This window comes from Hespellia stercorisuis DSM 15480, from assembly GCF_900142165.1.
In the GTDB taxonomy this organism is placed as follows: Bacteria; Bacillota; Clostridia; order Lachnospirales; family Lachnospiraceae; genus Hespellia; species Hespellia stercorisuis.
This window is the reverse complement of the sequence record NZ_FQZY01000065.1, coordinates 1-22463: the sequence shown is the minus strand read 5'-3', so window position 1 is coordinate 22463 and position 22463 is coordinate 1. Positions and strand designations below refer to the sequence as shown.

Annotated in this window: 17 protein-coding genes and 2 pseudogenes; 2 read left to right on the top strand and 17 right to left on the bottom strand. The window is 46.0% G+C overall.

Annotation, left to right across the window (positions count from 1 at the left end):
* Positions 1-591: 591 nt before the first annotated feature.
* A complete protein-coding gene (locus BUB85_RS16760; protein ID WP_073112609.1) occupies positions 592-1476 on the top strand; it encodes an AraC family transcriptional regulator in 885 nt (294 codons plus the stop codon).
* Between the two features lie 26 nt (positions 1477-1502).
* On the opposite strand, the gene BUB85_RS16755 is transcribed toward BUB85_RS16760, so the two are convergent.
* The 3 genes from BUB85_RS16755 to BUB85_RS16745 form a co-directional block, all read right to left on the bottom strand.
* The gene (locus tag BUB85_RS16755; RefSeq protein WP_073112607.1) at positions 1503-3605 is read right to left on the bottom strand and encodes a BglG family transcription antiterminator; all 2103 of its coding nucleotides are present in this window, start codon (positions 3603-3605) and stop codon (positions 1503-1505) included.
* A 5-nt stretch (positions 3606-3610) separates the two neighbouring features.
* Entirely contained in the window at positions 3611-4948 is a 1338-nt protein-coding gene (locus BUB85_RS16750; RefSeq protein WP_143160761.1) for a PTS mannitol transporter subunit IICB, read from the bottom strand.
* A gap of 299 nt (positions 4949-5247) precedes the next feature.
* A complete protein-coding gene (locus BUB85_RS16745; RefSeq protein WP_073112603.1) occupies positions 5248-6654 on the bottom strand; it encodes a PTS mannitol transporter subunit IICB in 1407 nt (468 codons plus the stop codon).
* Between the two features lie 385 nt (positions 6655-7039).
* Here BUB85_RS16745 and BUB85_RS16740 point away from each other — a divergent pair, with 385 nt between their 5' ends.
* A complete protein-coding gene (locus BUB85_RS16740) occupies positions 7040-7993 on the top strand; it encodes an AEC family transporter (RefSeq protein WP_073112601.1) in 954 nt (317 codons plus the stop codon).
* A gap of 138 nt (positions 7994-8131) precedes the next feature.
* Here the strand turns inward: BUB85_RS16740 and BUB85_RS16735 are convergent.
* The 14 genes and pseudogenes from BUB85_RS16735 to BUB85_RS16670 form a co-directional block, all read right to left on the bottom strand.
* Positions 8132-8956: pseudogene (locus tag BUB85_RS16735) on the bottom strand (DegV family protein).
* Positions 8957-9277: 321 nt separating this feature from the next.
* Positions 9278-10654: a group II intron reverse transcriptase/maturase gene (ltrA, locus tag BUB85_RS16730; RefSeq protein WP_242945467.1), complete on the bottom strand. Its 1377-nt coding sequence runs from the start codon at positions 10652-10654 to the stop codon at positions 9278-9280.
* Between the two features lie 621 nt (positions 10655-11275).
* Positions 11276-12001: a glycerophosphodiester phosphodiesterase gene (locus tag BUB85_RS16725; protein WP_073112617.1), complete on the bottom strand. Its 726-nt coding sequence runs from the start codon at positions 11999-12001 to the stop codon at positions 11276-11278.
* Between the two features lie 242 nt (positions 12002-12243).
* A complete protein-coding gene (locus BUB85_RS16720) occupies positions 12244-13635 on the bottom strand; it encodes an ABC transporter substrate-binding protein (protein WP_073112615.1) in 1392 nt (463 codons plus the stop codon).
* A gap of 100 nt (positions 13636-13735) precedes the next feature.
* Positions 13736-14611 carry a carbohydrate ABC transporter permease gene (locus tag BUB85_RS16715; RefSeq protein WP_408607105.1) on the bottom strand — a complete coding sequence of 292 codons (876 nt, stop codon included), beginning with the start codon at positions 14609-14611 and terminating at the stop codon, positions 13736-13738.
* Between the two features lie 41 nt (positions 14612-14652).
* On the bottom strand, positions 14653-15516 hold the full coding sequence (locus BUB85_RS16710) for a carbohydrate ABC transporter permease (protein WP_073112597.1): 864 nt from the start codon (positions 15514-15516) through the stop codon (positions 14653-14655).
* A 2-nt stretch (positions 15517-15518) separates the two neighbouring features.
* Positions 15519-16661: an ABC transporter ATP-binding protein gene (locus tag BUB85_RS16705; protein WP_073112595.1), complete on the bottom strand. Its 1143-nt coding sequence runs from the start codon at positions 16659-16661 to the stop codon at positions 15519-15521.
* A 271-nt stretch (positions 16662-16932) separates the two neighbouring features.
* Complete coding sequence (locus tag BUB85_RS16700; protein ID WP_200803586.1) at positions 16933-17730, bottom strand: ABC transporter permease subunit; 798 nt, start codon at positions 17728-17730, stop codon at positions 16933-16935.
* Positions 17730-18623, bottom strand: coding sequence for an ABC transporter ATP-binding protein (locus BUB85_RS16695; protein ID WP_073112591.1), 894 nt, complete (start codon positions 18621-18623; stop codon positions 17730-17732). Before BUB85_RS16695 ends, BUB85_RS16700 begins: the two co-directional genes overlap by 1 nt.
* Positions 18604-19242: a TetR/AcrR family transcriptional regulator gene (locus BUB85_RS16690; RefSeq protein WP_073112613.1), complete on the bottom strand. Its 639-nt coding sequence runs from the start codon at positions 19240-19242 to the stop codon at positions 18604-18606. The genes BUB85_RS16695 and BUB85_RS16690 overlap by 20 nt, the downstream gene beginning before the upstream one ends.
* A gap of 224 nt (positions 19243-19466) precedes the next feature.
* Positions 19467-20492 carry an NUDIX domain-containing protein gene (locus BUB85_RS16685; RefSeq protein WP_073112589.1) on the bottom strand — a complete coding sequence of 342 codons (1026 nt, stop codon included), beginning with the start codon at positions 20490-20492 and terminating at the stop codon, positions 19467-19469.
* A gap of 138 nt (positions 20493-20630) precedes the next feature.
* Positions 20631-20744, bottom strand: a pseudogene (locus BUB85_RS22660) (MATE family efflux transporter); the annotation flags it as partial.
* Between the two features lie 71 nt (positions 20745-20815).
* Positions 20816-21070 (bottom strand): hypothetical protein, encoded by a 255-nt coding sequence (locus BUB85_RS16675; RefSeq protein ID WP_143160760.1) that lies wholly within the window; start codon positions 21068-21070, stop codon positions 20816-20818.
* Between the two features lie 147 nt (positions 21071-21217).
* Positions 21218-22327 (bottom strand): hypothetical protein, encoded by a 1110-nt coding sequence (locus BUB85_RS16670; RefSeq protein ID WP_242945466.1) that lies wholly within the window; start codon positions 22325-22327, stop codon positions 21218-21220.
* Positions 22328-22463 lie beyond the last annotated feature (136 nt).

Sequence of the window (22463 nt, the reverse complement as noted above, 5' to 3'; positions counted from 1 at the left end):
TGTTTTATGTCTCCATTGTACTAAAAACTCAGGAAAAAAGCGAATTCACATAGATTCACCTATGGTGAAAATGACTGTGGATAAGTAATGTTTTTCAATGTTCAGTTGTTGTTAAATATATTCAAAAGCCATAGAATTTGGCTTTGAATCAGAGTTATTTGAAAGATTGAAAGAGTAATCCACAATGAATTAAATTATTCAATCACAAACAATTGGTTATCCACCAATTACCGAAATAATATCGCAAAACAGGTTTTAAAAATTCTCTGTTTTGTACAAAAATTAATTAGTTCCCCAAGGGGGTTCTGAACAGTTACGAAAATCTTTCAATTATTTTTCTAAATGTTAATTTTGACTTGTTTTCCATGAGTTTTCTCCATCCCTAATTCATTTTTTATTCTCCTGCCATTGTAGCAGCCGGAAAAACTACTCATCAAGCGCGCTCTTGATTTGTTACAAATAGAATATACTACGGTTTTTACTTCATTTGTAGATATTTTTTTGACACATCAATAGGTCAATATTGACTTTTTTATTTTTAACTGCCATACTGTTTTTATATAATAATATGAAAAATACAGGAGGGATGGTATGGGAAATGCAGAAAATAAGCCTTTAGAATATGAGCTTGTCAAAATAGATCCTTCCGGGGATATTTATTTTGAGCACTATTTTGACCAGGGCCGCCTGGTCTCCAACCATTGGCATAACGATATCGAATTGATTCTTCTTTTAAATGGGAAATTGGATGTTTCTATTGGAAAGCAGACGCTGCATTATAAACAGGACGATATTATCCTTATAAATTCCCAGGTAGTGCATTCCACCATATGCACCGCCCCGAATGAATCTATACTGGTCCAGATTCCTTATCCATTTTTAAAACGTTATATACCTGATATGGATGATTATATTTTTTCCGTAGACTGTTTTTCAGAAGATTCGCTCGTGAAAACCAAGCTTTTGCAGTTAAAAGAAACTCTTCAGCAGATGCTGGTTGTAAATGAATACCATCCGGATGGAGAAAAACTTCAGTTCACAAGCCTTCTGTTCAAGCTCCTCTATCAGCTCTATCACAACTTCCGTACACAGGATTTCCAGTCCTCCATGCAGAAAAAGGCAAAAGATTTAAACAAGCTGGAACCCGTGCTGGATTATATTCAGGAGCATTACACGGAGCCGCTTTCTCTGCATGAGATCGCCGACATAGCCGGGTTCCAGTTTGAATATTTCTGCCGCCTGTTCAAGAAAAACATGGGACTTACGTGTCTGGAATATATGAATGAAATACGGCTATCCCATTTTTACAATGACCTGATCGCCACGGAACAGCCCATTCAATACCTGCTGGATCTGCACGGCTTCTCCAACTATAAGCTCTTCCGAAAATTATTCGCAGCCAAATTCCACACCACCCCTTCCCGACTGCGGAAAAACCTGCAGTCCGAAAACAAAACACAGAGCCACCGCAAATAAATGCGATGGCTCTGTGTTTTCTCTCTCTACAAGCGCCCCAGATAATGATAGAAGTATATTTTCAGTGTCGCCAACAGATGTTCCTTCATCCGTTCCACATCCCCGGTCAGCATAGTATCCAGAAACGACTCATCCTCAATCATCGTACTGCTGATAAACCCAAGGATATCACTGTTCTCCCGGATATGTTCGTCCACCGGGATCAACATGACAAGAACCACCTGTATCCCTTTAAAATAAGGATCTTGAAACTGATTGCCCTGCACCGGTCTGCACACTGCAAATTCCGGGCGCGTTACTCCCTCTGTCCGCGTGTGCAGCAGACCGAATCCAAACTCTGCAAAAATCTGTGTCCCCAGCTTCTCACGGTTCAGAATATCGTACACAATGCTTGTCTTCTGATCCTCATAGCCGGCCATCCGGTCTCCGATCTGCTCTACCAGATCCTCAAATCTTATGTCTGCATTTACCGCAAAATATCCCATATGATCTACGATCAGGTGGATCTGATGCGCCACAAAGTTGGTCTCTTCCAGCTGCAGGCTTGCCGGACTTTCCTGTTTTTCCTTCGGCGTCCGCTCATAGTAACGTACCTTGTCCCGAATGTGTTCCATATCCTCATCATTCAGCAATGGGTTCACGAAAATCACGTCCCCCTGAGTCTCCTCCACCGCAATACTCGACACGAAGAAATCGGTGCTGGACAGGATAAACGGCGTGAGATCACCTTTTCCATAAGTAACCAGCTGCACTCTGTTCTTAAATGCCTTCTCAATCTTTGAGGCCATCAGCCGGGAAATACCAATCCCGCTGGCACAGACTACTCCGACAGTGACCTGACGAAAAATTTCCCGCCGATCCTCTAGACGCACAAGTGCCGCGCCAAAGTGAACCGCAAGAAATCCAGTCTCCGCATCGGGCACCGGCTTTCCAATCCATTTGCCCAGTACCTCCGCCACTTTCCGGCACTTTTCATAGACCTCCTGATAGCTCTCTTTTATTTCCTGCAGAACCGGGTTCTGAATCTGCATGTGATAACGGATACGAATAACGGTTGGCTGCAGATGCGCGAGCAGTCCCTGAATAAACTCGTCATCCTGCTTGAGCAGATATGCCAGTTCCTCGTCGAATGCATCGATCATCTCATTCACCAGCCGCTGCAGATTCCTTGTCTCGCTCTCCACCGAGTTCCGGGAATCCAGTTCTATTTTCTGATGCTTTGCGCCTTTGATATGCAGACAAATATAATAAATTTCCATCTCCGGAATCACAATTTCAAACTCCGCCTCCAGCGCTTCTACAATCTCTTCCGCCAGTTCAAAGTCCTTGTCCTTTGCCACATCGGCAATCAAAGCTTCATTTTGCCCAAGCACCTCGCCCTTAAGGATCCGATTGATTGCAATCGAGATATGAAGCACGAGACCCACGTATGCGTTCTCCGTCAGATTCAGCACGCGTGCGTCATTGAGGCTTATGACCGTGTTGACCACCTTCCCCAGAATGTCCTCGTTCAGGACCTGACCGATTTCACTTTTCTTCAGCTTTTCGATTCCCCGCTCTCTTCCGGGCCCGCTCTCCTGAAGTTCATAGGATTCTTTGATAAAATCCGCATTCATGTTCTCGCCGATAAAAACCCGGATAGCCTTGCGGTAATCCTCCTCCACTCCCTCGATCAGCACACCACTGCCCGGCTTGCGGACTACGCGCAGGTTCTGCTGGTTCAGCCATTCTTCCACCGCCTCCAGATCGTTGCTGATCGTTGCCTCGCTGACCTGAAATTGACTGCTGTAGTGAAACAGCTTCTTCAGGCCTTTGTCCTTGAGTATTTCCAGAATCAGCCTTTTACGGCGTTCTTCTTTGTTCATCATATCGATATTATCTTTGTTTTCATCCAGACTGGACAGGAATTGCTCCTTGTCCTCTTTCGTTCCCTCCAGCCAGACCCCCACACCGGTTTTGCTCTTAAAAGTAATCGGATAGCCGCGCAAATCAGAATCAATATATTCCAATTCTCTCTGCATCGTCCGCTTACTCACCCCAACCTGCTCTGCAAGATATTTGACAGAGACCGGCGTATCTTCCTGCAGCAGTACAGTCAGCATCTGCCTCATCCGTGTTGTAAAATTCATGCTCTTCACCCGTTTCTTTTTTGAATCTCATCCAGAAGGTTTCCATAGCTCTCGCTGCTGACCAGATTATCCAATGCAAAGAGTTCCATTGTCTGGCAGGATTCCGGTATCATATCCGCAAAATCCTTCTGGCACACGATCATCTCCAGACCATCCGGTATCTGATCTACCGCATAAGCCTTCACTTCCAATCCTTCCATTCCCCTCTGTGCCGCTTTTTTTCGAAACAGCGCCGCCCCCATTACACTGGAGCCGACACCTCCGTCACAGACAAAACCGATTTTATGAATCGGTGACATGCCCTTTTCTTTTTCCTCTTCCATTATTAATTTCCCCGCATTTTTCTTCTTCACTGCAAGCATCAGCCAGCCCACTGCAAAGGCTGCCGCCGCAGATGCCGCGACCCCCAGCATAAGTCCCGGATAGTCCTCCAAATCCGCCATCAAAAACAGGGTAATCAGACTTCCCGGTGAGATCGGTGCCCGCAGCCCCACTCCCGTCACGGCAAAGCAGAAGGTTCCGACCATTCCCCCCGCAATCAATGCGATCAGCAGACGGAGTTCCGACAGAACAAATGGAAAATAGACCTCATGTATTCCGCCGATTCCCTGCACGAACAAACCTGTGGCGTACTGCTCTTTCCTCGTTTTTTTATAACAGAGTAGAGACAACAGCAGTCCCATGCCCGGCCCCGGATTCGTCTCCAGCAAAAACAATATCGACTTGCCGCTCTCTTCCACCTGTTGGATTCCAAGAGGAGTCAGAATTGCATGATTGATTCCGTTGTTCAGGAACAGGACCTTGGCAGGCTCGATCAGAACGCTGCTCAGCACAATCCATTTCTCTGCAATCATAATTTTCAGCGCATGTGACAGCCAGGCCGACATTCCTCCTAAAACCGGCGCCAGCAGAAAGAATCCCACCATGCAGCAGATACCGCCCAGCACTGCCAGCAGAATATTGCGCACCAGCATCTGCAGACTTGCCTTTGTCCGGTCAATGACCGGCTGAATCACAATTTTGGCACTGAGGCCGCCCATCGGTCCCAGGATCATCGCTCCCAGGATTCCCATGCGGTCATTCCCTACAATCATACCGATGGTTGCCAGCACCCCAACGACGCCACCTGAGTCCCCGCCAAGATTCTCGCCGGCGGCATAGCCGATCAGGCAGGGAATCACAACACTGTACGCCAGACCTGAGATCTGGTTCAGGCTCTCATTGGGAATCCATCCGTTTTTTCCAAACAGCACAGATGAAAAACCAATGAACAGGAAAATTCCGATATATTTCATAATAATCTTGCTGTAAAACTTTCCAATTTTATGTATTGTCTTTTTCATTTTGTAATACCTTCTCTTTTCGGGTAACTGCTGCGGTTTATCATTCATTGCAACTCCACCACAAACACGCAGATTACCACACCCCCCATTATTTCTTCGCCCCTATTATAACTTGTCCCCTGCCGAATAGCAAATAAAACAAACGAAAAGCATACAGCAGGCGCTCCTGCTGATGCTCTCCGTTTGTTTTTTGTCTGTTTTTTATTATTTGTAATGTCTCCAACGGAGGAATTACAAACGCAGCGTCCTCTGATATAAAGTTCAGATTCTCATAGCACTGCTCCGTCTATATCCAATTATTATCGTAATTTGTCAACCAGCGTATCGTACTCCGGTGCTCCGAGGAAGTTTGTGATCAATACTAACTCCGCATCTGGATTGCTGTGTGCTGCACGAGCTCCCAGTTCCTGATGTGTTACTACAACCTGAACATCCTGTGGAATAGAGGACACCGGTGTATGGATTACTTCGATATCTGTAATTCCTGCAGCTGTCAGTTTCTTTTTCAATACTGTTGCACCCATTGCGCTGGATCCCATTCCTGCATCGCAGGCAAATGCGATTTTATGTACATTTGCACGGGAGATGCCGTTCTTCTGTCCGCCTTCTGCTGCTGCATTTCCAGCTTCTGCTGTAGCGATTCCTTTGGATTCCTTTTTCATGCTGTCTTTCTTTGCCTGTGCATCTTCAAGGGATGCATCTTTGCCTGCAAATCTCAGGATGAACAGTGAGATAAAAAATGATACTACTGTTGCCACTGCCACACCAATCAACAGACCTAAGTAGCTGTGTCTCTCACACATCATCAGAATTGCAATAATACTTCCCGGTGCAGCCGGTGCTGTAAGGCCTACATTGAACAGGCTAAAGCAGAAGATTCCGCTTGCTCCACCTGCTATTGTCGCAATAAGAAGCAATGGGTTCATCAGAATGTATGGGAAGTAAATTTCATGGATACCACCGAGGAAGTGAATGATCGCTGCTCCTGGTGCTGTACTCTTTGCATTTCCTTTTCCTGCGATACAATAAGCGAGAAGAACTCCAAGTCCCGGTCCCGGATTTGCTTCCAGCAGGAAGAAAATTGATTTGCCCAGCTCTTCTACCTGCTGGATTCCCATTGGTGATAAAATTCCGTGGTTAATTGCGTTATTCAAAAACAGTACTTTTGCAGGTTCAATAAAGATACTTGCCAGTGGAAGCAGACCATGGTCTACGAAAAATCCAACACCAGCCTCCATTACAGAGTTCAGGCCAGACACAAGTGGTGTCACACCGTACATTGCAAGCACTGCAAGAAGTGCTCCTAAAATACCAAGAGAAAAGTTGTTAACCAGCATCTCGAAGCCTGCTTTTACTTTATTCTCTGCCCATTTATCAAATTTCTTTAAAATCCATGCTGACAGTGGTCCGACAACCATCGCTCCGATAAACATCGGGATATCAGCTCCAACAATTACACCCATCGTCGCAATCGCGCCGATTACACCACCACGGTGGTCATGAACAACTTTACCGCCTGTATATGCAATCAACAGCGGCAGTAACATCTGTGACATAGGACCTACCATCTTTGCAAGGGTTGCATTTGGCATCCACCCTGTCTCAATAAATAGTGCAGTAATTAATCCCCATGAGATAAACGCACCGATATTCGGCATAACCATACCGCTTAAAAATCTTCCAAAAACTTGTACTTTTTCTTTCATTGATTTCACACCTCTTCCAATTCTCATCACTTTTAGGTTACATACTATTTCTATGTATCTGAGGTATGATTGGCCAATCAATCTCTTGTGTTAATGTCATTATAACCTCATCGGGGCCCATTTTTCAATCAATAGAAACGTAGATTTGGCACCATGGGTTAGTGCCACGCTTTTTGTCCTGTTTTTTCAAGGGTTGACAGCTGTTCGGGACCGGTCAAAATAGAAATTATATCCTTATAAAACGGAGCTTCATGATCCACTCCTGCTCATCGTTCGGAATCCACGCCTGCCCATCGTTTGTACACTCCTGCTCATCGTTGTAATTGCTATTTACAGATCAATTTGCTATAATAAAGCGATAAATAATCAGGAGATACTTATAATTATGAATAATTTAATTTTCAGCCTCAACGCAACCATCCCTATTTTTTTAGTCATGGTGTTTGGTTGGTTTTTAATGCAGATGAAACTGTTCAACGCCAATTTCTGCACCATCGCAGACCGGTATGTTTTCAAGGTGGCCCTTCCGGTTCTGCTCTTTCGGGACATCGCCACCATGGATCTGCACAAGGATTTTGACTGGAGCTTCGTCATCTTCTGCGCGGCAGTAACCACCATCATGTTCATGGGAGTCTGGGCACTGACAAACCTCTTTATGAAAGATAAATCCATGGTAGGTGCATTTTCCCAGGCGGCTGTGCGCGGCAGTGGAGCAATCCTTGGCATCGCTTTTGTGGAAAACATTTACGGAAACTCGGGACTTGCTCCCCTCATGATCGTCGCGGCCATTCCACTGTATAACATTTACTCTGTCATCATTCTGACCTTCGGTGCCAGAAGTCGTACAGCAGACAGCACCGGGCGTGAGCTTGCCAAAAAGACCCTCAAGAACATTATCACGAATCCGATCATTCTCGGGATTCTGGCGGGACTCCCCTTCTCATTTTTCCAGATTTCCATTCCGGAGATTCCACTGAAGGCACTGACCAGCGTAGCCAATACCGCCACTCCAATTGCGCTCCTCATGATCGGCGCGGAGTTCGAGGGAAAGAAAGCGCTGACCAGAATCAAACCGACGCTGCTCGCCACCGCTATCAAGCTGGTGATCCTGCCGGCTCTGATTCTTCCCGCGGCGGTCGCCATGGGATTTCGCGACAGCGCTCTGATATCGATTCTCATCGTCGCCGGTTCTCCAACAACGGTAAGCTGCTATATCATGGCAAAAAACATGGACAACGATGAAATCCTGACCTCCAGCATCGTAGTGCTCGCGACACTGCTCTCGTCTGTCACACTTACCGTATGGATTTTCATATTGAAAAACGGAGGATTGATATAGTCTTATCGCCGAAACCGGCAAAAGAGAGCAAAAAGGGACAGGTCAGGGGGCAATTGGGGACGTAGCAAAGTGTCACTTTGCTACGTCCCCAATTGCCCCCTGACCTGTCCCTTTTTGCTCTCTTTTTGCCTCTGTCTATTATTTCTTTATAATCCCGAATCCCAGCGGATGTGGTCCTGTATGTACACCGATTGTCGCTCCAATCTGGAGGATACCGACCTCGGCCTTCGCATCCGGCCATTCTTTCTTTACTAATTCTATGAAATGCTCCTGAAACGCTTTTCCCTCTTCCAGATCGTATCCATAGCCGACGTTGATCGCAAACGCATCCGGATCATTGCCGTTGTCACGGATATATTTCAAAATCTGTTCGGTCACTTTTTTCTTTGACTTTTCACGTCCTCTGGTGATTCCGCTCGGGAAAATCTCGCCTTCCTTCAGCACGATCAGCGGCCGGATGCTCAGCGCTCCGGTTGCGACTCCCGCCAGCTTGCCAATTCTTCCACCTTTTGTGAGATAATTAATGTTTTCCACCGTAAAGAAAATTCTTCCCGTGGTCTTAATCTCCTCAATTTTGTTCAAAATCTCTTCATAAGAAGCACCTGCTCGCTGATTGCGGACCAGTTCCATGACCAGTGTTCCCTACAGCACAGTATTGACCATGGAATCCACCACCGTGATCTGTGCACCTGGACATTCCTCCAGCACAATCTCCTTCGCATTCATGGCTGAGTTGAAGGATCCGCTGAATTTGGCAGTAATACAGATGCAGATCATCGGAATCCCCTGCTTCGCGTACTTTGTAAACACTTCTATATAATCCTGAACCGACGGAAGTGAAGACTTCGGAAATACTTTCGGATTCTTCACCATAAATTCATAAAATTCTCTGACCCCGATTTCCTCTATCTCTTTCCGATATGTCTCTCCATCCAGTGAAACGGAAAACGGAACAACCTCCACACCAAGTTTTTCTGCCCATTCTTCTCCCAGGTCACACGACCCGTCTGTGATTATCTGATACAATTTTTTCCTCCTATATGCTAAAGTCAGGCGGACTTCTGCAGTCCGCCTGTATGTTTTCTCGTGAATATGTGCTTTTTTTATTTTAACAGATGTCTCCGCATATTGCAATATTCAGAGCCATAATTAACTTAGTCTATTCGCCCTTTTCCTGTGTTCAGGTCATCCTTTTCTTAGGTAGACACAGCAGTCACCTGCCATGCCCCCCACAGAACCGGACTTGCGGAACTACCGCATCCGGCTCTTCACTACACATTTACATTATTCAAATAGATTCACGTATATCTTAGGATACACAATCGGGTAATACTTCAATAAATCCTTAAATTGTTTCCAAGTATAGCTTTTCTTTTGGCTTCTTCTATTAAGCCATTTGAATAGATATTTTATTACTTGAAAACGAAATCCTCTCATGCACCTAAAGTTGTAAGATACACCATAGTAGCGGTAATGACCATTTAGCGACAGATTAATTCTCTTTATCATCTCTACTGCTCCAAGCTCTCGATTGTCCCTAAGCCAAATATTTAGCTTCACTAGCTTTGTTTTCATCTTCTTGCGGTTCGTTTTCAGCTTAACTGTAAACTTCCCCCACTTGTTAGTGCTACAGTACAGAGTAAATCCCAGAAAATCAATACTCTCTGGCTTTCCCTCATTGCGTACTTTTCTATTGGTTGCCGCAAATCTGCCAAATTCTAGTATCCTTGTTTTCTCTTCTGCAAGTTCTAACCCATATTTCATAAATCTTTCACGCATCTGCGCATAAAACAGTTCTGCATCAGCCTTGTATTGAAACATTCCCACGTAATCATCGGCGTATCGAATGAGATACGCCTCCCCACGGAATTGCTTCTTCATGCGAATCTCAAACCACATATCAAGCACATAGTGCAGGTACACATTTGCAAGTACGGGAGAACTGCCATTTCCCTGTGGAGAGCCTGCTTCATGCTCTAGGAGTTTTCCATTTTCAAGTATCCCTGCTTTTAGCATTCTGCGAATGATTTCTATAAATCTCTTGTCTGCTATATCATGCTCAAGAAACTTTATCAGCCATTCATGGTCCATACTATCAAAGAATGAGCGAATATCTGCTTCTACAACATAGCTTACTTTATCGCTACGCAGGTGCTTGCAGATTTCTTTTATTGCCTGATGGCAATTCCTCTTTGGTCGAAAACCATAAGAGAAATCATATTGTTTCTCTTCATAGATTGCATTCAGTATTGCAGCGACATTATTTTCTACCAGTTTATCCTCATAGCAGGATATACCAAGAGGTCTTTTCTTATTGCTACCTGGTTTATCAATGTAAACACGTCTGCATGATTGTGGGTGGTATGATTGACTTTTCATTCTTTTAATCAGAGTATTTAGATTCGTTTGTAACCGCTCATCATACTCTGCTTTTGACACATGGTCTACTCCCACTGCTTTCTTTCCATCCATCTTGCGATGGATTTCTTCAAGGTTCTCTTTTGTGATTAGGCACGCAAGATTCTCTACCTTGATGTTTCTCTTTGAATAATTGCTTATCCTGTCCAATTCTGCTTCCAGCATGTTTTCAGCTCCTGTCTGATTACCTGCATCATGGGCAGGTCTGTATAATGCCGTTCCCTTCCCTCCGTCTGCTTTCACAGATTTCTACGGTACTATGAAACGGTCGGACTCCCTGTTAAACTTTCGGTTACCTCGTCTTTCTAAGGACTTGTTCCCGTACTGATTTACTCAGATTTAACAGGGTCTCTACTGTCCCTCTGTATTCCTGTACATCCTCGCCAGTCCCTGAGACCCCGGGAAGTCTGCTGTATTCTTACCATAACGAATCCAACATTTCTGCCTGCTTCGAGTTCAACGGAATCGGCTCTCCCAACTGATGATTTCGGGGCTGTATGGCTTCATATATTAATTCTGGCTCTGATGTTCCCCGCCCTACGCTTAATGCTGATGTTACCACTTCGCATCCAAGGACTAGGTAATGGCTGTTGGTTAGACTTTGCCATGCAGGACTTATATTCCTGCTGTAATACAGAGATTTACAAGTAGTGTGATGTAATACACCAAGTGAAACGCTTGGAGCATTTATGCTCCTGCGTTTGCAGTACGCACTGAACAAAGAGTTTCGCAAGCGAAACTCTCGCGCCAAAGCGCGGTCACCTCAGTGACCATATTCCATTTGTGCGTAGTGCGCATCCCCCGGAGGGTTTTATGTAATAGGAAAGTTCAGAGAACTTTCCTATTACATGAAAAATGTGGCGGCTATCCGAACACCTGCCTGGCCACATCCGGCTTGTTCGTGATGAGCGCCGTCACTCCTGCATCCATCAGCAGCTTCATATCCTCCGGCTCATTGACAGTCCAAACCCGGACTGCCAGTCCGCTCTCAAGATATTCCCTTAAAAATTCTGCCATTTTCACATGATACAGTGCAGGATGAAGCCCCTTCACCCCTGTCTTTTTTGCATATTCCTCCACCTGAAGCATCACGTCACCGAACAGATAAGCGGTCTCTGCCTCAGGCTTCAGCTCTCTGACGCGCTGGATACTATAATGGTTGAAGGAAGAATAGATCACTCTGCTTTCCATTCCGCAGTCCTGCACGATCTTTAATGTCTTCTCCTCAATTCCCGGATACCAGTAGATTCCGGTTTTCAACTCGATATTCACCTTCATCCCAAACGGCTTCAGAAGTTCCAGTACCTCTTTCAGCGTGGGGATTTTTGCCCCGCGAAACTGCTCCATATGATTGTGAAACGAAAATGTTTTCAGTTCTTCGAGCGTGTGATCCTTCACAAATCCACTGCCGTCGCTGACCCGGTCAATGGTCTCGTCGTGAATGACCACGACCTGCCCGTCCTTCGTCAGCTGGACATCCAGTTCCACACCGTCCGCCCCCTGCTCTTTCGCCAGAGAAAATGCCTCTATTGTGTTCTCCGGTGCATAATGGCTAGCACCTCTGTGTGCAAATATTTCTGTTTGTCTCATCTGTATCACCCTGCCTTTCTTTTTCATCAGGCGGACACTCGGAATCCGCTTTCCTATTTTCCTGTAACCCTGCGCAGCTTTTGTAAGGCTGCAGTAGCTTCCGTATTTGTCTGCACAAATATAGTATACAGCAGAGCAAAGCGCCCTGCTGTATCTTTTTTATCTTATTCTTTTTATCTCATCTTTTTTGATACCTTCCGATGATGCCCGCATGCCATGCAGCTGCAGATATCCGGTATCGCTTACTCATTTACCAGATTGTATTCTTCGATAGACTTGTTGATTGATTCTGCCATGTTCTTCACCGCAGTGTCCACATCCTCTGTTCCGTTCAGCATAGTCTCAATCTCGGTCTCGGCTGTAGCTCTTGCCTCCGGGAATACGCTGAGCAGTGCGCCCGCATACTCCGGTTTTGAATCATGCAGCTGATCGATTGCCGTCTGGAATTGTGGATACTGTGCGATGTTGTCTTTAAATACAGCCTCATCCTGTGCTGCTACTGTTACCGGGAAGTAACCTGTCTGTGCGTTCCAGTATGCCTGTGACTCCGGAGAGATCAGGAATTTCACAAATTCCCATGTAGCACGAAGCTTTTTAGGATCCTGGTTGTCAAGTGCCCACAGAGATGCTCCACCGATGGATACACCACCCTGATCGCTGGATTTCACTTTCGGGAAGTAAGCCGTTCCAACTTCAAACTTGCCGTTTACATCCTGAAGAATCTGTTTCAGAGATGCTGTAGATCCAAGTGTAATTGCTGATTTTCCTGCGGAGAAGTCTGCCAGGCCTGAATCTCCGCCACGTCCTACATTCGGAGCATATCCTGCATCATAAAGTGCTTTCCATTCTGTAAGAATATTTTTTGCTGCACCGTTTGAGTCAAATTCTACTGCTGTCGCTGCCTCGTCACGACCATTTCCATTGTTTGCATAGTCAAGTCCCTGCTCGCTGATGAGCTGCTCGAAAAACCATCCGTAGATACCAAGAGAAATTGCTTCACCTGCTCCTGCACTCTGCAGCTTGTCGCCCACTTCACCGATTGCCTCCAGGCTGTCCGGAACATCTGTGATTCCTGCAGCGGCAAACATATCCTTATTGTAGTACATAATTGGTGTAGATGAGTTGAACGGCATAGAATACAGCTGATTATCTACTGTGTAGTATGCAGAAAGGTTCGGTTCGATCTGGGACACATCGTAAGAGTCTGCGTCGATCATTGTCTGCATTGGTACGATCCAGCCGGAATCTTTCATAAAGCTTGTTCCGATTTCATAAACCTGTACGAGATCTGCTCCCATATTTCCAATCTGCGCACTTTTCAGCTTATTCAGAGAGTCATCATACTCTCCCTGGTACTGTGAGTTCACTGTAATTCCCAATTCATTTTCGTCATTGAATTTTTTTACCAGTGTGTCGATTGCTGCACCGTTGACACCACCCATGGAATGCCAGAAAGTAATCTCTGTTCCGTCCACCTCAGATGCATCTGCCATAGCAGCGTCTGATGCAACCGCGTCCGATGTAGAGCCTGCAGCACCGCTTGTCGCCTCTGCTGTTGTCTTACCGCCGCATCCGGACAGCAGACCAATTGTCATAGTAGCTGCCATAAGTGCAGCAACAATTCTTTTTTTCATAATTTTTTTCTCCTCATATTTCATAATTTTTTCATTGTAAACACTAAGTTTTCTCCCACCTGCGGCGGATTTCTCTTAGCACATATAGTAAAATGACTTCTTAACCCTTTACTGCTCCGGAGAACATTCCGCGGATCAGCTGCTTCTGTCCAAAGATGAAGATGGAAATGGACGGGATAATAATCATAACTACTCCTGCAATCATCAATGTGATGGACTGCGAATCTACCGCGCTCAGCATACTGATACCGATCTGAACCGTTCTCTTCTGGTCTGATCCGGTAACAAGCAGTGGCCACATGTACATATTCCATGCGTTGATGAAGGTATAAACTGCCATGGCTCCGATGGCAGATTTTGTCAGCGGTGTCAGAATGGATACAATAAATCTGAGATTGGAGCACCCGTCTAATTTTGCCGACTCGAAAAGTGACATCGGAAATGTCATATAGAACTGACGAAACAAAAAGATTCCCATCGCCGATGTGAGGTACGGAATAATCAGTACCGGATATGTATCAAGCATTCCCCAGTTTCCGACTGTCAGGTAGTTGGAGATAATGGTTGCCTCACCCGGCACCATCATGGTCGCCATAACGATCATGAAAAGGATTCCTTTTCCCTTAAATTCCAGAAATGAGAATGCAAATGCCGACAGAGAGCAGGAAATAATCTGTCCGATGGTGATGCATCCTGCCATGATAAACGAGTTCACAATAAAGCGAAGCAACGGTACCTGGGTAAATGCGTCCGCAAAATTTTTCAGCGTCGGACTTTTCGGCAGCAGATTCATCTCCGTCGTAAATAATTCGCTGGACGGCATAAATGCGATGCTCAGTGCATAGAGCAGCGGGAGCAGTACCACCAGGGCCACCGCGACATTGGCTGCGATCCGGAGTCCTGTCTTTGTTCTTCTCTTCGTGAGTGCCTTCGCACTCATCTTTTGTTTCAACTCCAGGAGTTCTTCCTGAGTCATAGCTCCTTTTCTTTTTAACGTCATGCTTGCTGTCTGACTCATTAGTAGCTCACTCCTTTCTTCTCAATCCGGAACATCACCAGTGTAATCAGCATGATGATCACAAACAGAATCACGGACTGCGCAGATGCACTTCCGAATCTGTAGTTAAAAAATGCATCCCGATAAATAGAATACACGATTACATTCGTGCTCTCACTCGGACCGCCTTCGGTCAGGATCTTGATCTGGCCAAAAGACTGGAATGCCTGGATAATGTTTACGACCAGTGTATAGAACATGATCGGTGACAGTCCCGGAAGTGTCAGGGAAAAGAATTTCTGAATCCCGTTTGCCCCGTCCACAGATGCCCTCTCATAAAGCGATTCATCAATGTTGCCAAGTCCTGCCGAAAAATACAGGAAGTTGATTCCGCTGTTCAGCCATGCCGTCAGGATCGCCACACAGTACAATGCCGTGTTCGGATCATTCAGCCAGTTGATGTCCAGCCCCAGAAGCTTGTTTACAATACCTACAGCCGGGTGAAGCATAATCTGGAAAATCATAGCAGCCGAGCTGGATGCGATTGCCATCGGGAGCGCATAAGCTGTACTGAAAACACGGATTCCCGGAAACGCTTTGTTACACAGCACAGCTGTGAGCAGCCCGAGAAGCATACCGCCGATTACCACGATCACCACGAAGATCATCGTAACCTTCAAACTGTTTCGGAAACTTGCCGATGTGAGAAGTTCCGTATAGTTTCCAAGCCCTACAAAAATCTTTGCCTCTCCCAGTTTGTTCGTTTTATACAAGCTCAGATAAATGGTCTTGAAAAACGGGTAAAACAAGAATACCGCAAACACCAGCATACTCGGAATCAGATAAAAATATGGTGTGACATTCATTCCTTTTTTTGTTTTCATCTCTACATTCCTTCTTTATAAAAAATATTTTCTTCTGTAATCTTGTCAAACACATAGATCTTATCCGGGTCAAAATACAACGCGACCTCTTCTCCGACCTGCGTGTTGTTTTCCGGCTTCAGTCTCGCTCCGAATGTACTGCCCTGCTCTTCAAAATAAAGAGCCACCTCCGCGCCAAGCATCTCGCGGGTCTCAACCTTTTTCACCATACCGATGGTGTTTTTCTCGAAGCCGCCGGCTGCTGCCTCTTCATACTCATAAATATCCTCAGGACGGATTCCCAGAGTCACCTGCTCATCCGCGTGGAACATATTCAGCATTCCGGCCTTGACACCATCCAGATAAATCTTTCTCTCTGAATCTCTGCTGCCAAGTCTGAGCGTACATCGGTCGCCCTCCCGCTCCACATAGCAGTCGCAGAAGTTCATGGACGGAGATCCCACAAATCCCGCTACAAACAGGTTTGCCGGATTGTTGTAGAGTTTCTGCGGCTCAGCCACCTGCTGTACGATGCCGTCTTTCATGACCACGATCCGAGTCCCCAACGTCATGGCCTCCGTCTGATCGTGGGTCACATAGATGATTGTCGTTCCCAGTTCTCTGTGAAGCTTCGACAATTCAATACGCATCTGCGCCCTGAGCTTTGCATCTAGATTGGACAGTGGCTCATCCATAAGAAATGCTTTCGGCTTGCGCACGATCGCGCTCCCGATTGCCACACGCTGTTTCTGTCCCCCTGACAGAGCTCCCGGTCTGCGTTTTAACAGATGTTCGATCTCAAGCGTTTTCGCCGCCTGATGAACCTTCTCGTCAATCTCCGCTTTCGGCATTTTGCGAATCTTCAATGCATATGCCATATTGTCATACACCGTCATGTTCGGGTACAGTGCATAGTTCTGAAATACCATAGACATACCACGGTCTCTCGGCTCCAGATAGTTGCACAGTTCATCATCAATCCATAATTCTCCATCGCTGATATCTTCCAGCCCGGCAATCATCCGGAGCGTGGTAGACTTTCCACATCCGGAGGGTCCCACAAAAATGACAAACTCCTTGTCATGGATGTCCAGATTAAAATCCTTTACGGCATAGTGCTCATCATCATACTGCTTACAAATATTTTTCAACGTAATTTCTGACACTTTTTTCTCTCCCTTCCTTCAAGACACTTTGTCAAGTATACGCATCCAATGTAAAGTTGTCTGCAAATAGAATTTAAAAATCGGTTAAAGAAATGTAAAATCATTTTACGTTTTTGTGCAGCACAGACCACCGTACAGGGGACCTTCAGAATCCACCTCTTATTCTGAGCACTTGAAGCGGGATATGCTTACGCACGTCAAAAAGAGTGGCACACAGCAATCCGTCCTGTCTGGAAATTTTGCTGTGTTCCACTCTTTTTTTATACCGCCCTTATATCGGCAGATTCTTTTTCCTGAATACCGCAATCCCCGCCGCGAAGCACAGAATTCCGACACCGTACATGATTGCGCACGTCAGCCACGCCTGCCCGTCCTTCGCAATCAGTCCGTCCACTGCATACAGGGTCATCGGCGTAGCATACTTCAATCCCTCAAACTTTTCTCCAACCTGGGAGATCATCTGCACCAGCAGAGAGTATACCACAAACGCAGAACTGATTCCCACTGCCATCTTTGACTCATTAAAGACGCAGGAAGACAGGAAACAGACACCGCCCACCATGATCCACAGTCCAAACAGACCTGCATTTACCCGGAGGAACCCCGGAATATCCATCTCGCCCGGAAACAGCAGGTGTGCCGTTGCCAGAATCACGCCGCTTACATAGACCAGCATCAGCAGCAGACTTGTCACAAGAAAAATCATCTGTGTTCCAACGATTTTCCCTCTTTTATCCGGTGCGGCAAGCAGATAAACCATGGAACCATTGTCCACATACCGTGCCACCAGACGATTGCTCAGAATGATAATGTATACCGCCGGAAATGCCGTCAGCAATATTCCGTACAGATAACCGGTGGTAAACTCCAGTAGCGTCTGCCCCACATCTGCCATGCCAAACGCCGCAAAGACCTCCGGCATGCTGGCCGCCATCTCCTGCAGGCTGTCCCCCATCTTCGGATCGAACATAGCAATGATCATAGTCGCATACATGGTCAGCACTGCCATAAAGATCGCCAGAAGGATCCAGTTTGCCTTCCACTCTTTTTTATATAATGTCAGATTCATCACGATTGGTCACCTCCATAAAAATGCAGAAAGAAATCTTCCAGAGACTGGGTGTGAACGTTCAGATCCACCACCGTGAACGCCCCGGCTTTTTTGACGGCTTCATCAATATCTCTTCCGACCTTCATCGTAACCCTGCGTCCATCCTGCTCGTCCTGCACAGCCTTTGCAAATCCGGATACATAGCCTGCTGCCATAGCCGTATCTGCAAATGTGATCTCCATCCGTTTCTGTTTCCCGCTGCACAGGCTCTCCATGGTATCCACTGCGACCAGCTCACCGCCGCGAATGATCACCGCCCGGTCACAGGTGCGCTCTACCTCCTCGAAGATGTGGGAGGACATGAGGATCGTCTTCCCTCTTCTTTTCTCGCTCAGAATCAATTCCACAAACCGGTTCTGCATCAGCGGATCCAGTCCACTGGTCGGCTCGTCCAGTATCAGGATATCTGGATCCTGCATAAACGCACAGACGATCCCGATCTTCTGTTTCATTCCCTTGGACATCTTCTTGAGCTTCCCATTGGCATTCAGTTCAAACTGCTCCATCAATTCCTGTGCCCGTCCCAGATCCTTCATCTTTTTCATCTTCGCCACAAATCGTATGAACTCCATCCCGCTCATGGAATCAATAAATGCAATTTCCCCTGGAAGGTATCCCAGGCTCTTTTTAATCTCATCAGCCTGCTCAAAGCAGTCCTTTCCCAGAATATTCACTTTACCCTGATCCGGCTTGATAAATCCGAGGAGCTGTCGGATCGTGGTTGTCTTTCCCGCCCCGTTTGGTCCGAGGAAACCGAGCACCTCGCCCTTTCTCACATCAAAGCTCAGGTCAAACACACCGCGGTGCTGACCGTAATCCTTGGTGATATGTTCAATTTCTATGGTTTTCATTCAGATATTCCTCCTTGTACGTCAGCTTCTTTAGCATGCTCATCCATATCTCAAACTGTGCCATCATATCCTCCAGCTCGATCACCCGCCCACACATTTTCAGATCATGCATGTAACCGTCTGCCATCCATACCAGCATCTTATAGATATAGAGTGGATCTGCCTCATCCTTAAACTTATACAGATCCAGATGTTCAAAGTATTCCTTATACATCGCCTTTGTCTGCGTGATTGTCATCTTCTGCAGATCCTCCGATACATCTTCCTTTTCCGAATAAAATGTCTTGATTGCAAACTCTAATATATAGGGATTCTTTTCGAGAAGCTTAACCTTCTCCGTGGCAGAGTAGCGCAGCAGCTCGTAGAAATCGATGATCTCTTTGAACCGTCGATCCACAACCTGTGCCTTTACAATATCCACCACATAATTGTAAAGATACAGGTACAGTTCCTTTTTATTATGAAAATAATAGAACAGCAGCCCCTTGGAGACGCCCGCTTTCGCCGCGATCAGATCCGTGGACGCGCGCTTATACTCATTTAGGGCAAACACCTCCATCGCAGAATTTAGAATACTCTGCTGTTTTTCCTCCGGAAGTGTATAAAATTTTTCATTCATGGTATCACCTCGCATATTGGTTATTGAAGTCCGTTGGCCCTCCCGATCCGCTGGATACTCCGATCTTGCTGCTTTATGCTTACTGCTTCAATTTTGCCGCTTTATTCTTATTGCTTCTGTCTTGCTGCTTTGTTCTCGTTGATTCAGTCTGACTATTCTGGTCTAACCGCTCCGGTCAGTTTCCATACTTTCAGAATACCGAATTGACTATTTTTTTCAACCCCTTAATCGCACTTTATTCCGAGAACCTCCCCGACCATTCGGAACTCGTCCTCATAGATACAGTTTGGCAGACTGTGATCTTGCACTTTCCGCAGACATTCCCGGTAGTCCATCCAGATAACCTCCTCCACCTCCGACGCCTGCAAGTGCAGCCCTTCGATCTCCACCGGCTTCATATATAAATACACTGCACTCCACTCATTGTCCCGGAACAGACGGTCGTAGAAAACCGCCTCAAACTGTCCCTTATGACTGCCGATATACTGCAGTTCCTCCGGATCTGCCGCGATTCCCAGTTCCTCACCGATCTCACGTACCGCGCTCTCAAGAAATGTGTCCCCTGCTCCCACGTGCCCCGCCGAAGAAATATCATAGCATCCCGGATTGGAATCCTTGCAGGCACTGCGCTTCTGCAGAAGAACATCAAAATTCCCGCCTTCACGCTCCCGCACTACCCAGGTGTGTACCGTTCCATGCAGGCTTCCCTCCCGGTGAGCAACACCACGCTCCCGCACAATGCCGCTCTTTGTTCCATCACTGTTCAGGATATCAAACAGCTCCATTGGCTTTCCGTCCAGAACCGCTGATACCAGCTTGTCCGATCCATCATAGACCAGCTTCAACGAGAAGAACGGATAATCCTCATCCATCAGCCGGAAGAAAATCTTATCCCCTTCCCAGATATTTAGATTCCAGACCTGCTCGATATCCACCCACTCCAGCTGCCCCTCATCGCAGGCAACTGGTTCGCCGGTAAATCCGTCTGCTGTAAACAGAGACATGTATTCCGTCACGCCATTGCCGGATACAAAAGTAACAATTCCCCGATATCGATAGGAAGTCAGCGTGTATCCAGTCTCCTCCCATACCTCGCGCAGCAGACACTCCTCCGGACTCTCATCCGCCTCAAAATGTCCGCCAACGCCAATCCATTTATCCTTATTGACGTCATGTTTCTTTACGGTCCTGTGCAGCATCAGATACTGCCCGTTCTGCTCGATATAGCATAATGTACTTAATCCTGTCATCTTTCCTTCTCCTGTTCCCTTCTGTGAAGTGCTTCTCCTGCTCGCTTCTTCTGCTTCTCTCGTCTGATTCTTTCTGCCGATTGTTCAGTTTCGTTTCTGTTTTTTTCCCAACAGCACTTTTCGCCGTCGAAGATAATACACCACCACCGCAAATGCGGCACTTGCCTCGAATCCAAAGCTGTTGACCAGCCCCTGCACCATCAGAATACCAAAATTCATGATGGACTGCTGGATTGCCGTGAGTGAGGAATTTCTCATAACCGGGCGCAGAAGTTTCCCGTATTTCCCTCATACATCTGTGATGATATTTCTTTCTCCATTTTTTAATATCCGCCTATCGTAAAGTATCCCATGTTCAATGCCACCGTCAGAAGAATAAAGAATAAAACATTCATCCACTTTCGATGCACTGCCGCTGCTGCCACATTTATCACTCCCGCCAAAATCGACAGCGCAATCATGATCGGCGCGGTGAACATCCCGCGCACAAACACATATTCCATGACCGTGAGCGCTCCCACTATCAGGAACAGAATTGCTGCAATTCGTTCTGTTTTGGTAATTCTATTATCCATCATTCCCACCTTCTTATTTTCCTGATATCATTTACAGTTGAAATAAACACTTGAAGTATATTCTATATCCCCGAGCAGTCGTGTCGGTGAAAGCAAAATCGAGTAGAGATTCTACCCGATTTTATACTGCTTCGCCGCTTTGCATTTTTATTAATCCAAGCCATACTCTTTCAATAATTTCATCTGATATTCCTCATCACATGTTGCCCGCTGCAGCTCCTCCAGCCTCTGATCCCTCATCAACATCTGGTTTAGCTGATTTATTTTACTGATTCCCTGTTTTCTGCCTCGCTTTTCTCCTCGCTTTTCCCACTCTTCCCGTTCCTGCTGCATATGTTTTTCTTCATCATATTCAAATATACTCACGTCCTTCGCCTCCGCCCTGTACTTCGTCAGAAACTCTTCCAATATGCTTTCTTTGATGCACTCGTCAATTGCTTTTTCTACTGCATCCTCCAGACTCATTCTCTTCTCATATGTACGAACCTTATCCACATAAGCCGTATATTCCCGCAATGTTTTACAACTTTTCATAAGTTCTTCATTATAACCGGGGTTAATATTAAGCATCAAGACCTTTAATTCCAGACTTTCCTCACTATTATCTGCAGCCTCCGCCCCAGCATCAAGTGTCTTTTCGCGGATACTTCCCGCCTTCTGTTCTTTGTTTTTCCCGCCCTGCCTTCTGAATGCATCTGACAGTCTCAGTTCCTTCCACTCCGGCTGCTTCTCAATCCCGTTATAAAAAGTAATAAATCTTGGCGTCGGTATCTCAATCTGATGGCTACCATAAAGATTCATATCTTTCGTTATTCCCTGATAGACCTTTGCAACATAAAACAGATCCCGAATCGGAAGATTTGGATTATAAGTGGATTGGTGCTCATAAAGCGACAGCTCTGTATGAATCACAAAGGATAGATCGTTTTTCATGTTAAGATAGACTGCATTTTCCAGTGTGTTGATCTCCAGATCCTCTGGATCTGTGTAATGTGTCTGATTTATCGCATTGTAAAGACCCAGCAATTCGGCCTTTTCTTTAAATATCATCCGAAATAACCGGTCTTTGTAGGTCCGCTGCGGCACACCTTCCTGATGCATTTCCCGGTGCACTTTCTGATCCATCTCCTGTTTCATCTTTTGGTTCATCTTTTGATTCATCTTTTGACTCATCTTTTGATTCGTTTTCTGACGTATCTCTTCGCACTCTGCTTTCCTTACTGCTCTGTAACTCTGCTTTTCTGTTTTTCTTTCGCTCATTTTTTTCCTCCTGAATTAAATATCGTGCAGGAGGAAATCCATTCTGCTCATCCCGAAATCCTCTCTGCCTGTTGGTTGGTATTAAGCATCGAAAATTTCTAAGAACTGCCGATTGGCAAATTATGATAGAACGTTT

What these genes read in the sequence shown, in the direction of transcription:
- BUB85_RS16760 (WP_073112609.1), top strand. Translation starts at nt 592, where the DNA reads ATGGGAAATGCAGAAAATAAGCCTTTAGAATATGAGCTTGTCAAAATA.
- BUB85_RS16755 (WP_073112607.1), bottom strand. Translation starts at nt 3,605, where the DNA reads ATGAATTTTACAACACGGATGAGGCAGATGCTGACTGTACTGCTGCAG.
- BUB85_RS16750 (WP_143160761.1), bottom strand. Translation starts at nt 4,948, where the DNA reads ATGAAAAAGACAATACATAAAATTGGAAAGTTTTACAGCAAGATTATT.
- BUB85_RS16745 (WP_073112603.1), bottom strand. Translation starts at nt 6,654, where the DNA reads ATGAAAGAAAAAGTACAAGTTTTTGGAAGATTTTTAAGCGGTATGGTT.
- BUB85_RS16740 (WP_073112601.1), top strand. Translation starts at nt 7,040, where the DNA reads ATGAATAATTTAATTTTCAGCCTCAACGCAACCATCCCTATTTTTTTA.
- BUB85_RS16725 (WP_073112617.1), bottom strand. Translation starts at nt 12,001, where the DNA reads ATGAGACAAACAGAAATATTTGCACACAGAGGTGCTAGCCATTATGCA.
- BUB85_RS16720 (WP_073112615.1), bottom strand. Translation starts at nt 13,635, where the DNA reads ATGAAAAAAAGAATTGTTGCTGCACTTATGGCAGCTACTATGACAATT.
- BUB85_RS16715 (WP_408607105.1), bottom strand. Translation starts at nt 14,611, where the DNA reads ATGACTCAGGAAGAACTCCTGGAGTTGAAACAAAAGATGAGTGCGAAG.
- BUB85_RS16710 (WP_073112597.1), bottom strand. Translation starts at nt 15,516, where the DNA reads ATGAAAACAAAAAAAGGAATGAATGTCACACCATATTTTTATCTGATT.
- BUB85_RS16700 (WP_200803586.1), bottom strand. Translation starts at nt 17,730, where the DNA reads ATGAATCTGACATTATATAAAAAAGAGTGGAAGGCAAACTGGATCCTT.
- BUB85_RS16695 (WP_073112591.1), bottom strand. Translation starts at nt 18,623, where the DNA reads ATGAAAACCATAGAAATTGAACATATCACCAAGGATTACGGTCAGCAC.
- BUB85_RS16690 (WP_073112613.1), bottom strand. Translation starts at nt 19,242, where the DNA reads ATGAATGAAAAATTTTATACACTTCCGGAGGAAAAACAGCAGAGTATT.
- BUB85_RS16685 (WP_073112589.1), bottom strand. Translation starts at nt 20,492, where the DNA reads ATGACAGGATTAAGTACATTATGCTATATCGAGCAGAACGGGCAGTAT.
- BUB85_RS16675 (WP_143160760.1), bottom strand. Translation starts at nt 21,070, where the DNA reads ATGATGGATAATAGAATTACCAAAACAGAACGAATTGCAGCAATTCTG.
- BUB85_RS16670 (WP_242945466.1), bottom strand. Translation starts at nt 22,327, where the DNA reads ATGAGCGAAAGAAAAACAGAAAAGCAGAGTTACAGAGCAGTAAGGAAA.